This is a genomic window from Psychrobacter proteolyticus (genome assembly GCF_039762275.1).
GTDB classification, from domain to species: Bacteria; Pseudomonadota; Gammaproteobacteria; order Pseudomonadales; family Moraxellaceae; genus Psychrobacter; species Psychrobacter proteolyticus_C.
This window is the reverse complement of the sequence record NZ_JBDLOB010000004.1, coordinates 167,598-180,103: the sequence shown is the minus strand read 5'-3', so window position 1 is coordinate 180,103 and position 12,506 is coordinate 167,598. Positions and strand designations below refer to the sequence as shown.

9 protein-coding genes are annotated in these 12,506 nt (G+C 43.5%); 6 read left to right on the top strand and 3 right to left on the bottom strand.

Annotation, left to right across the window (positions count from 1 at the left end):
- Window positions 1–405: 405 nt before the first annotated feature.
- Window positions 406–1,134 (bottom strand): glycerophosphodiester phosphodiesterase, encoded by a 729-nt coding sequence (locus ABFV72_RS08545; RefSeq protein ID WP_347163172.1) that lies wholly within the window; start codon window positions 1,132–1,134, stop codon window positions 406–408.
- Window positions 1,135–1,464: 330 nt separating this feature from the next.
- Between ABFV72_RS08545 and ABFV72_RS08540 the strand changes: the two genes are divergently transcribed.
- Window positions 1,465–2,403 carry a hypothetical protein gene (locus tag ABFV72_RS08540; RefSeq protein WP_347163170.1) on the top strand — a complete coding sequence of 313 codons (939 nt, stop codon included), beginning with the start codon at window positions 1,465–1,467 and terminating at the stop codon, window positions 2,401–2,403.
- A gap of 140 nt (window positions 2,404–2,543) precedes the next feature.
- Here the strand turns inward: ABFV72_RS08540 and ABFV72_RS08535 are convergent, their stop codons facing one another.
- A complete protein-coding gene (locus ABFV72_RS08535) occupies window positions 2,544–3,140 on the bottom strand; it encodes a cob(I)yrinic acid a,c-diamide adenosyltransferase (RefSeq protein ID WP_347163169.1) in 597 nt (198 codons plus the stop codon).
- Window positions 3,141–3,371: 231 nt separating this feature from the next.
- Here ABFV72_RS08535 and cysS point away from each other — a divergent pair, with 231 nt between their 5' ends.
- The 5 genes from cysS to pdxH all read left to right on the top strand — a co-directional run bounded on the left by cysS (window position 3,372) and on the right by pdxH (window position 11,022).
- The gene (cysS, locus tag ABFV72_RS08530) at window positions 3,372–4,832 is read left to right on the top strand and encodes a cysteine--tRNA ligase (protein ID WP_347163255.1); all 1,461 of its coding nucleotides are present in this window, start codon (window positions 3,372–3,374) and stop codon (window positions 4,830–4,832) included.
- A gap of 153 nt (window positions 4,833–4,985) precedes the next feature.
- Window positions 4,986–6,971 (top strand): mechanosensitive ion channel family protein, encoded by a 1,986-nt coding sequence (locus ABFV72_RS08525; protein WP_347163168.1) that lies wholly within the window; start codon window positions 4,986–4,988, stop codon window positions 6,969–6,971.
- Between the two features lie 277 nt (window positions 6,972–7,248).
- Window positions 7,249–8,721, top strand: a complete 1,473-nt coding sequence (gene guaB / locus ABFV72_RS08520) for an IMP dehydrogenase (protein WP_057760534.1) — start codon at window positions 7,249–7,251, stop codon at window positions 8,719–8,721.
- A gap of 212 nt (window positions 8,722–8,933) precedes the next feature.
- Window positions 8,934–10,301 carry a phosphoglucosamine mutase gene (gene glmM, locus ABFV72_RS08515; protein ID WP_347163167.1) on the top strand — a complete coding sequence of 456 codons (1,368 nt, stop codon included), beginning with the start codon at window positions 8,934–8,936 and terminating at the stop codon, window positions 10,299–10,301.
- Between the two features lie 49 nt (window positions 10,302–10,350).
- Window positions 10,351–11,022: a pyridoxamine 5'-phosphate oxidase gene (gene pdxH, locus ABFV72_RS08510; RefSeq protein WP_347163253.1), complete on the top strand. Its 672-nt coding sequence runs from the start codon at window positions 10,351–10,353 to the stop codon at window positions 11,020–11,022.
- Window positions 11,023–11,164: 142 nt separating this feature from the next.
- On the opposite strand, the gene ABFV72_RS08505 is transcribed toward pdxH, so the two are convergent.
- On the bottom strand, window positions 11,165–12,427 hold the full coding sequence (locus ABFV72_RS08505) for an HlyD family secretion protein (protein WP_347163166.1): 1,263 nt from the start codon (window positions 12,425–12,427) through the stop codon (window positions 11,165–11,167).
- Between the last annotated feature and the right edge of the window lie 79 nt (window positions 12,428–12,506).

Genomic DNA, 12,506 nt, shown 5'->3' with positions numbered 1-12,506 from the left:
AACAGGCTGCTCATCAAGCGCCATTTGCGCTTTTTTCTCATCAAAACGAGTCTTAAAACGCGTTACTTGAGTGCTGGCGGTCTTTACAAGCGTGTCACCAGATTTGATAGCGAAACGTAAGCCTTTAAGCGGTAAGCCAAGTGCTTTTTTTGCAATCATATAATATCCCTAACGGTATTAATTTAAGCCACCATAGTACCTTAAAAAGCGTGTAAAGTGAACACTTATACACTATAAAAATATTGCTAAATAACAATAACTTGTATGGATTATAGAATGTATTGGTCAAAAATACGAGTGACTTATCAGACATGAAGGAGAAGTGTAACAAGGAGGGTAGATATGTAGGAAAGAATGCGTTTGACGAAAAATCGATTAAATATCAAAAAAGTACGGACAACTCGGTCAAGGCAACAGCAAATGACTTGGAAAATCCGTAATGATGACATCGGTCTGCCATTTGATGAGCTGCTCAATGGTGGGAATATCATTAACCGTCCAAGCACTTACGGGCAATCCATAACGGTGGCTATGCTTGATGACGGCTTGGGTCAAAAGCGGATAATGAATGCCCAGTTGAATACAGCCGAGTTGCAATGCAGTATTGGTCGCGCTTGCCAACGCTTCTGGCGTACGAATGAGCAAGCCGCGAGGCACATGAGATAATAGTTTGTGACGTTGCAAACGGTTGTGTAACTCGACATCGAAGCTCGTCAACACAACTGGTAAGTTGGCAAGAGGTGTATTAATAAATGCCTGCCGAAGCGCTGCAATCAATACTGCATAATTGGTACGGCTATGCGTCTTAATTTCCAGCTCAATAACGTTAAATCCACTAAGCGCAGGTGCCATGCTCGCCAATGTCATAATAGGTTGGCCAAACTGCAATTGGCATTGAATCTCAGTCAGTTTTAACTGGTCAATACGTGATTGCCGACCGCACATACGCTCTAGATCGTCATCATGGAATACGATTAAGTGACCGTCAGCGTTTAGTTGTATATCAAATTCTACGCCTGCTAAGCCTCTTGACTTGAGGTTTTGAGAGTATTGAAAGCCTGAAAAGGTATTTTCTAACGCCTCACCGCGTGCGCCTCGATGACCTAGTAATAACGTATCTCTAAAATTTATCATATGCACCAATTATCGATGATTTTTATGCCCAATCATATAGCGTCATATCCATGACGTCTAACAAAAACTGCGATGCAATCCGTACTTTTTTAAATATGACTTCTTAGGGACCAAATCTGCGAATGTTTGTTATGTTTTTGCAACCAAACGCATGTTTTTTCCACAATGAGGGGAACTATTTGTGTATCCATGGGCTACACTAATGACCATTTGATTTAAACACCGTATAATGATGTGGTTTTCATATCTGTAGCAGCTAGCGTTGCATTTGAATGTTGAACACTGTCAGTCAGTGGCGGTACGAACCTGTAAATTGGGAGTAGAGTTAGTATGAGCGTAGCAAATATAAGTTTGAGCAAGTGGCATAAAGTTGCTGGGATTGGATTGGTATGTGGTTTAGCGCTTGCAGGCTGTGATCGCTCAGATAAAGAAGACACTACTGAGCAGGCAGAGCTAACAGAACAAGAGACAGTCGATGCTGAAAATAGCGTTGCGCCTGCGATCAGTTGTGATGATCCTATGGTACAAGATCGCCTTAAGTCAGCTCTGAAAAATACGCTCAATCAACAAGCACAGTCATTGGCTGCCAATTATGCAAATGATGCTGAAATCAGTTTAGCAAATGGTGTGGTTAGCGAAAAAATCAATGGCGTGGTCATTGACGTTCAAAACGCTGCTATCTTGCAACAAGCCAATGAGAACGGCATGACCACTTGCCAAGCCAGTGTCAGCATGACGCTACCAAGTGAAGACTTGTATCAAGCCAGTCAGGTACAAGCAGCCAATAATCAGCCAAGCTTACAATCGCGTTTAGCGCAAGACAATATCCGCATCAATAACAATATGCTTGTTGATGACGCGTTTACTTACATCGTTGGTACTCAAGGCGGTCAAGTGCGTACGCGTATTGCAGGTCAGCCTGCTTTGATTACTGTTGTTGCAGATGTGATGGCAGGTTCTGTATTCAAAACTGCAATGGATGAGCAACGCGCCCAACGTGCTGCTGAGCGCCGTGCAACACAGAACAACGATACGACTCAAACAGCGCCAATCCGTCAGCCAAGAACCGTAACGCCAGTCGAGCCAATTCGCCCCACTGAACCAACGCCTCCACCAACCATCAATAAGCCTGCTGAAAGTCAGAGCAGTTCGACTGCAAACACCCAAGCAACTGCTGCCGAGCCTAGTAAGCCTGCCACACCAAAAGCAGTGCCTAAAGATGAAACCATCGATATGGTCATCATTGAAGACAACAGCGCGACTTATTAATTTATCATTGTAATAAGAGATAGTGATTTCCAGTAGAGCGAATTGTTATCGCTGAATAATAAAAACCCCGCAACAATCATGTCGCGGGGTTTTTAGTGTTTAAGTGTTTAAGCTATTTATTGTCAAATACTTAGTTTGTCTTATTGATTTTCAGTGAACTTTTTCAATGCTTGATTGTCCCACAACACCTCAGAGACTTTTTCTGGGTCTGTACAGAAGCGTGCAGCGACAAACAGCCAATCGGATAAGCGATTGATAAAGCTGACAGCAGTACTTCGAATCGCTTGTGGACGCTGCTGTTGCAATATCACAGCTTGACGTTCAGCGCGGCGACATACACTACGCGCCACGTGTAATTGACTGACCAATATAGAACCTGTTGGCAAAATAAAGTCTTTTAGCGGTGGCAATGTGGTATTCATCATATCTATTTGCTGCTCTAACCATTCAATATGAGTGGCATTAACTCCTTCATACTCTGGCATAGCAAGCTCGCCGCCTATATTGAATAACAAGTGCTGAATGATGACCAAGGCTTCAGAGAACTCTTTCTCTATAGATTGCCCTTTATTGTGCTTTAGTTGCGCACGTACCAAGCCGATATGTGAGTTGAGCTCGTCGATGTCACCCATGACGCTAAATAGATCGTCCGCTTTACTAAGGCGGCTGCCATCAGCCATACCAGTGCTGCCGTCATCTCCAGTACGTGTGTATATTTTGCTTAAGCGATTGCCCATCTTTACATCCTTAACGGTTTTTATGATTGAATAGCGTTAGTTGCACGCTCATTGTAGTATTTTACGCCTGTTTTCGCTAAGATAACGGGTTACGTTTTATGTCACGACGTTTTTGGTCTGAATTTTTTATTTTCTTGATTTATAGTCATGGTCGTTGGTATGGCTTATTCATACATGGCGGCTGAGATTTCCCATTTCTCTATTTTATTTACGTTACAAGGCTTTTTTACTATGACCACACCACTTGCAGATGCGATGTCCCAACTTGCCATTTACGATTCATTGACTGGCAGCAAGCGTCAGTTTGTACCACTAAAAGCAGGGCAGGTTGGTATGTATGTGTGCGGCATGACCGTTTATGACTATTGTCATATTGGTCATGCGCGAGTGATGGTCGGTTTTGATATGGCTTCTCGTTGGTTGGCACGTTTGGGTTACGACGTGAACTACGTACGTAATATCACTGATATCGATGATAAAATCATTGCCCGTGCTGCTGAAAACGGTGAAGAGATTGGTACATTGACGCAGCGTTTTATTGAAGCGATGCATGAAGACGCGACTGCGCTTGGTTGTGAGATGCCAAATGCTGAGCCACGTGCGACCGATCATATCGATGATATGCAGGATATGATTGAGACGTTAGTCACTGGTAACTACGCGTATGCAGGCGATAACGGTGATGTCTACTATGCCGTCGATAGCTTTGACGGTTATGGCAAATTATCTAAGCGCAATCTGGACGATATGCAGGCAGGTTCGCGAGTCGAAGTTGAGAATGATAAACGCAATCCATTTGACTTTGTACTATGGAAAGCGGCAAAACCTGATGAGCCACAGTGGGCATCACCATGGGGTCAAGGGCGTCCAGGCTGGCATATTGAATGTTCAGCGATGTCGACTAAGTGCTTAGGTAGCACCTTTGATATTCACGGCGGTGGTCATGACTTACAGTTCCCGCATCACGAAAACGAAATCGCCCAGTCTGAGGCAGCGACTGGTTGTGAGTATGCACGCAACTGGATGCATGTTGGTTTTATCAATGTCGATGGCGAAAAAATGTCTAAATCACTGGGCAACTTTTTTACCATTCGTGATGTCATGGCAAAATACCTACCTGAGACGGTGCGTTTTTTCTTATTATCGAGCCATTATCGCAGCCAAGTTAACTTCTCTGATAGTGCTTTAGATGAAGCGCATAATAGCCTAAGCAGATTATATAATGCACTAAAGTTGGCTGAGCAACAAAAAGGACAGTCAATCGTAATTAATGAAGACTTAGTGGCTGAAGCTTACAATAGCGCGGTTGGTCAAAACTTCATCAAGGCGATGAATGACGACTTCAATAGCTCAACCGCCATCAGCGTCTTATTCGGATTGGCTCGTGATATCAATAAAGCTATCAAGGCGGAAGACGTCGATACGGCATGGCAATTAGCCCAGCAACTAAAAGCATTGGCTCAGGTATTGAATATTTTACAGCAGCCAGTGCAGCAGTTTTTGCAAGCAGTGACTGGTGATCAGGCAGAAGATGGTCTAACGGATGCGGTTATTGATAACTTAATTATCGAACGTGCAGAGTCTAAAGCCAACAAAAACTTTGCCCGTGCTGATGAGATACGTGAGCAACTAAAAGAGGCGGGTATTGAGCTCGAAGATAGCCGTGCTGGCACGACATGGCGCCGCGCTTAAAACAACTCTTGCCGTTTATAGGGTAAATAGCTACAAATCTCGTAATAAATCAAGTCAGCTTTAGGCTGGCTTTTTTTTGCTTACTGAATTAAGTTAAAGCAGCAGCGATATATTTTTTATACTTTCCTTTTGTAGACTGATGGCTTTGAAAACATGAATACACTTAAAGACAATCCTATGAACCATCATTGTGCCGTTTTGCGCTCAGATGATAATCATCAAGTAGATGTAGAGAAAAGTCGTTTTAAAAGCCACATGCTGCAAGTATTGTTGGGCTTTTTGATTGTCGCTATAAGTGTCATCTATGTGCCTGTTTATGCAGCAAATAGTGAGAGCGGGCAGAGTACAAGCGAGCCAGAAAAACAAACACCTAGTAAACCTGATAGTTTTACTGAATATGCAGCTCAGCAAGTCAATGCGCTTAAAGATGAGAGTGTTAGTATTTCTGGTATTACTGAAGAGATCTTCGATCCTACTGAGCGTAACGCAGTGGAGCAGGCAGGCAGGCTACAAGGTGATACGGCACTGACCGGAGAATACAGTGAGAGCTACTATATACTCGATAAATTAAATGCTGGGTTGCCGCCGTTATCTGAGCCAGCTAACTTAGAAACACCGCTTGCAGCTTTAGAGTTTTTTCAATCAGCGTTAATGAAACAGCAGTATGATTTGGCCGCTTACGCGCTAAACATGAATTTGATTGATGAGAAAAGCCAACGGAGCCGTGCGCTTGATCTCACAAAACGACTGGATTTTTTATTGTCTGAAAAAGAGCTCTATGTATTCGACGATATGCCAGATCGTCCCGATGGCTTAATTGAACCACCGCTTGGTAATAATAGCAGTGTCATGGGTATTGCCAGACGTTCTATTCAGCTTGGCTATGTTGATTATCGCGAGCGCCGTGTTCCTATTTATTTGCAGCGAGTGCGAGTAGGAGATCAAGCACCTGTTTGGGTGTTTTCGGCGCAGACAGTAGGCAATATTGATAATCTCTATGAGCAGTATCATCCAGCCGAGTTCGAACGTTATTTGCCTACTTGGTTAAAGCTAAAGTTTTTTGGGATTGCGCTATGGGAATTCTCAGCGCTGATATTGTTCTTTTTATTAACCATGGGTATGGGTTGGCTACTGAGTAAAGGTACTGCAAAAATCATCAATCATTATATTGATGAAGAAAAATACAGCATGTATGTTGGCAGTACCAACGGCGTCGCCGATTTGGTTAGCAAGCTAACAGTACCATTAACCTTTACCATCAGTTTTTCACTCGTTTTCACCTTAGTTTCTGGTGGTTTTCCTTATTTAGATGCAGTTGCCTCATCTACGCGTCCACTCATTTGGATTGGACTGGTATTTAGTACCATGTGGTTGGGTATTCGTATCATTAACTTTTTTGCCAATCGTTATCAAGATATGCAGATTGAAAATTTGGCTGCAGAGCATTTTGATAAAGAACGTCGTCGCCGTACCTATGTATCGATATTCCGTCGTGTGTTTATTTTCGCGATGATTTTGGGAAGTTTCTGGATAGGTCTTAGTGAATTTGCCAATATGGAAGGCCTTGGCAAGACGTTACTGACTTCAGCGGGTATTGCAGGTGTGGTTATCGGCATTGCAGCACAGCCAATATTAGGGAATATCATCGCTGGTGTGCAGGTAGCAGTGACGCAGCCAGTACGGATTGGCGATAGTGTGATAATGGATGGTAATTTTAGTACGGTTGAAGACCTGCGTTACACGTATGCCGTGTTAAAAACATGGGATGAGCGTCGCTTGCTCGTGCCGATGCGTGAGCTAATCACTGAACGAGTGGAAAACTGGTCGCATACAGAAGTTCATCAGACCTGTCCTGTGTTTTTATATATCGATTATGGCGCAGATATCGACGCTATCCGAGAGGCATTTATATCGATGGTCAAGGACAATAAGCTTTGGGATAATAAAACGGAACCCGAAATGTATGTGGTTGATGTGACCGAAAATACCATTCAACTGCGCGGCGCTGTTTCATCAGTAGGGCCTATAGAAGCATGGACGCTGGCCTGTGAGATACGGGAGCAAATGCTTGGTTATTTGCATGCGCAGCAAAACAAATATCTACCTACAGAGCGCTTTACATTAACAAAAGACGACTAGAAATTGGGAGTAGCGATGAGCTTTGCGAACTTGAATAGCTTTAAAAGCGAAGTATTCATGGTTTGAAGCACAATTACCATCGATAAAGACGCACTCGTGTAAAATAATCTGACAAATATAGTGTGTCAGCGAGGCGCTTATTTGTTATAATGTGGCGTTATTTTTATAGGATAACTGAGTGGTTAGCTATGAGTCAGCACTGTATATGCAGCTGCAATGATTGATACGCTTAACCCTGAGCTCCTACCCATCAAAATAACCACCACTAGGGGTCTGTATGTTGCGAATTGTCGATGAAGCCTTAACCTTTGATGACGTTTTATTATTACCAGCCTATTCTGAAGTTCTGCCAAAAACTGCTGATCTGTCTACTCGTTTGACCAAAAACATCACACTTAATCTTCCGCTAATCTCTGCGGCGATGGATACTGTGACTGAGTCTGAAATGGCTATCACTATGGCACAGCTTGGTGGCATGGGTATTTTACATAAGAGCATGGACATCGAAAAGCAGGCTACACAAGTACGCCGTGTCAAAAAATTTGAAGCGGGTACCGTCGTTGACCCTATCACTGTGCATCCAGAGATGACCATCGGTGAATTGCTGCGTTTGACTCAAGATAATAATATCTCAGGTGTGCCTGTGGTCGAAAAAGGCACAGATAACGTTGTGGGTATTGTTACTCATAGAGATTGGCGTTTTGAGACCAATTTGTCATTGCCAGTTAGTCAGATTATGACACCTAAAGAGCAGCTAGTAACTGTGCATGAAGGTGAAAGCAACGAAAATATCAAAAGATTGTTGCATGAGCACCGCATCGAAAAAGTCATCGTTATTGACGATAACTTCCGTCTGCGTGGTTTAATTACTGTTAATGATTTTGCTAAAGCTGAAAACAATCCAAATGCTTGTAAAGACGAGCAAGGTAGATTACGTGTTGGCGCAGCTGTTGGTACAGGCGCAGACACGCAAGCACGCGTTGAAGCATTAATCGCCGCTGACGTTGACGTTATCGTCGTTGATACTGCGCATGGTCACTCAAAGGGCGTGATCGATAAAGTCTCTTGGATCAAGAAAAACTACCCGCATGTACAAGTAATCGGTGGCAACATCGCTACAGGTGAAGCTGCAATCGCTTTACGTGACGCAGGTGCTGATGCAGTAAAAGTAGGTATCGGCCCTGGTTCTATCTGTACCACGCGTATTATCGCAGGTATCGGTGTACCACAAATCTCAGCCATTGATAATGTTGCTAGTGCTTTAAAAGACAGCATTCCATTGATTGCTGACGGTGGTATCCGCTACTCAGGTGATATGGCAAAAGCAATCGCTGCTGGTGCATCGTGTATCATGGTTGGTTCACTCATGGCTGGTACCGAAGAAGCACCAGGTGAAGTTGAGCTGTTCCAAGGTCGCTACTATAAAGCTTATCGCGGTATGGGTAGTTTGGGTGCGATGTCAGGATCAAATGGTTCTTCAGATCGCTACTTCCAAGATGCAAAAGATGGCGTAGAGAAGCTAGTACCAGAAGGTATCGAAGGCCGTGTTCCTTATAAAGGACCAGTTGCGGGTATCGTTAATCAGTTGGTTGGTGGCTTACGTTCATCAATGGGTTATACTGGTTCTGCCACTATCGAAGATATGCGTACCAATCCGCAGTTTATCAAAGTAACTTCAGCGGGTATGAAAGAGTCGCATGTGCATGATGTGCAAATCACTAAAGAAGCACCGAACTATCGAGTAAACTAAATCGTTCCGTGAAATACTTCTCTTTTATAGATTTAAATCGTATTAATGTTAGCTGAGACGTAAGGCTGCAGCGAGCTTAGGATACAAACAGCCAACAATGCTCTGTTATTGTTGGCTGTTTTTTTTGTAAAATACAGAAACAGATTATTACAACAATAGCATTGCCTGCGTATACGTTTGGCCTTTTATTTTTTTGACTTGAGGAACACATAATGAGCTATTTTGGCACTGATGGAATTCGCGGAAAATTTGGTGAATTACCAATTACACCGGACTTTATCTTAAAATTAGGCTATGTCACTGGGCTTGTACTCATAGAAAAAAATGAAAATCCTACGCGTAAGCCAAGTGTGGTGATTGGTAAAGATACGCGTCTGTCAGGCTATGTGATAGAGGGAGCATTACAAGCAGGTTTTAATGCGGCTGGTGTTGATGTTTATATGCTTGGTCCATTGCCGACTCCAGCGATTGCGCATTTAACCCGTAGTTTTAATGCAGATGCTGGTGTGGTTATTTCAGCCTCGCACAACCCTTATTATGATAATGGCATCAAGTTTTTCTCAGGTGACGGCAAAAAGATAAGTGATGAGATGCAGACTGCAATCAATGATAAATTGACGGCAATTATGAACGACGTTGGTAGTGATGTTGCCATAATGCCTATTCTTGATCCTGCACATTTGGGCAAAAACAACCGAATTGATGATGCAAAAGGTCGCTATATTGAATTTTGCAAAGGCAGCTTCCCTTATCAATATGACCTCAGTCATCTGACGGTAGTAGTGGATTGTGCCAATGGTGCAGGCTATAGCGTAGCACCTAGAGTGATGCGCGAGTTGGGGGCCAACGTGATTGCCATCAATAATACGCCAGATGGTATCAATATCAATGCTGAATGTGGTTCTACCCATCCTGAAAGCTTACAAAAGGCTGTGCTTGAGCATGACGCAGATGTTGGTATTGCACTAGATGGTGATGGTGACCGTATCGTAATGGTTGATGAGACGGGTAAGCTAGTCGACGGCGACGGTATCTTATATGTACTTGCTACTCAAGGTAAAACCAAAGCTAAAGGCGTAGTGGGCACGCTCATGAGTAATATGGGATTAGAGCTGGCGCTAAAAGATGCAGACATTCAATTTACTCGCGCAAAAGTGGGTGATCGCTATGTGATGCAGGACTTAGAAGCTAATGGTTGGATATTGGGCGGTGAGCCATCTGGTCATATCTTATGCTTGGACAAAAGTCGCACAGGGGATGCTATCATTGCTGGTTTGCAAGTACTGGCAGTGATGCAAGCTAGAGAACGTGCGCTAAGTGAGCTTGTTGAAGGTTTTGAAGTGTTGCCGCAAAAACTAGTCAATGTACGCTTATCTCAAATGCAAGACCCATTCAAACATGAGGAGTTGGTTGCTGCTTTTGATAAAGCACAGGCAACGCTAGAGGGTCGTGGTCGTCTGTTGATACGTCAGTCAGGCACAGAGCCTATGATTCGCGTGATGGTTGAGTCAGATGATGAGATAGAATGCGATGTAATGGCTAATGACTTAGCTGATCTTATAAAATCAGTACTAGGCTAATAGTATTTAAGACAACATTATAGTTTTCAAATAAGGAACTGCTATGAGCATGGACTTTACCGACCAACGCCTCTCATATGAGAAAGGTGAGCTTGACCAACAGTTAGTACCAACGTCACCATTCGAGCTTTTTAAAGCTTGGATAAATGAAGCGCTAGCGCAAAAGGTGCAAGAGCCTTATGCAATGAGTTTGGCAACATGTGGCGCAGACAATAAGCCTAGCGTTCGTATTGTGTTACTGCGCGAGATTACTGAGACAGGTATCGTTTTTTATACCAATTATGAAAGCGCAAAAGGGCAGGATATTGCAGAAAACCCTAACGCTGAAGCGCTATTCTTTTGGCATGAGCTGGAGCGTCAAGTCCGTGTCAGCGGTAGTATCGCTAAAATTAATGCTGATAAATCGGCTGCTTACTTCCAAAAGCGTCCCCATGATAGCCAAGTAGGCGCTTGGGTCAGTCAACCGCAAAGCGGTGAAGTGGCCAATCGTGAAGTCATGGAGCAAACGTTTGAACAGCTGCAAGCAGAACACTCTGACAATACTACCGTACCAACGCCAGAGTTTTGGGGTGGGTATGAGATTACGATTGAAAGTATCGAGTTTTGGCAAGGTCGCGCCAATCGTATGCATGATCGAATTGTGTATACGCAGAGTAGTGGCGACAACAGTGAAGTCAATGAAGGCAATACAAGCTGGACAACCAAGCGTTTATTACCATAGTTGTTGTAGCCTCAAGCTATAAATTATAGAAAACTAAAAAAGCCACTCTAAACCCAGTTTTTCTGGTATCTAGAGTGGCTTTTTTACGTTAACTATTTACCTTATTTGACATTATTTTTTATTTATCTTTTTATTCAACCTTTCATTTAATATTGGTATCGACATCCACTGAGACTGACATGCCAGGGCGTAAGCGCGCAAGCTCAGGCTGGTTTTGGTCTAGGTCGATACGTACAGGAATACGTTGAGCAATTTTTATGTAGTTACCTGTCGCAGGGTTGGCAGCAGCAGCACTGAACTCGCTACCAGTCGCTGGCGAGATATTACTCACACGACCCGTAAATTTGGCACCGCCAAGCGCATCGACATGAATGGTCGCAGGCTCGCCGATTGCCATATTGGCTATTTGAGTTTCCTTAAAGTTTGCAATAATCCAAATGCCCTTTGGCACGATATACATGAGCTGCGTACCAGCGCTGACGTATTGGCCTTCTTTGACACTAACTTGGCTTAGCTGGCCAGATTCAGGTGCAGTGATGATAGTATTGTCTAGATTGATTTGCGCTTGCTTGACGCCTGCTTCAGCATTTTTGATATTTGCGTCCAGCGATGAGCGACTGCCACTGGTCTTTTCACGGTTTTCTTGAGCCGCCTGTAAATTAGCTTCTGCTTGCTGTACCCCTGCTTGTGCTTGAGCCAATTGTGCCTTGATATGAGCAACTTCTGCCTTTGATACCGCACCAATAGCATCTAAACCTTGATAACGGTTGACATCTTCACGCGCGCTTTCTACATTGATTTTGGCACTATACAAATCAGCTCTACGTGCTTCGATTTGTGCTTGGCTGGTTTGCGTATCCTGGTCATTGGTAGAGCGGTTAGTAAGAGCTACCTCAGTATTTGCTTGTGCCTGATCGAGCTGCTGCTGAAAGGTTCGATCGTCAATCTTTATGAGTAAGTCGCCAGCTTTTACATTAGCGAAATCTTGCACTGCTACCTTAGTCACATAGCCAGAAACTTGCGGGCTAATAATAGTCGTCTGACCTTTAACAAAAGCATTATTGGTTTGCTGTACGGTTGGAGTGAACGGTGGGAGCTTCCATGCATACAAAATCAATGCCACGCCAATGACAATCAATAAAATTAATAAGCCTAAGTTTAGATAGGATTTTTTCTTAGGCGACCAACCAGTAGTATCAGGTATTGGCTCTTTTGGCGGCATCGGCGGTTCATTGCTGTCTGAACTGTTTTCTACATCACCTTCTGCTGTCTTAGTTGCTGATGGCGAAGAGGTTGCAGCAGCCTCTTCTTTACTTATATCGGACGCTATAGGTGTGTCTGTTGCTGGAGCGCCAGTGGACGTCTGAGGTATTTGATTAAGCTCATTTGGTTTTTCTTGGCTCATGACGTGCTCCTAAACTTTCAATAAATATTAAAATAGACTGGCTATAAATGAATGAGGTGAAACATGATTAATATAATAA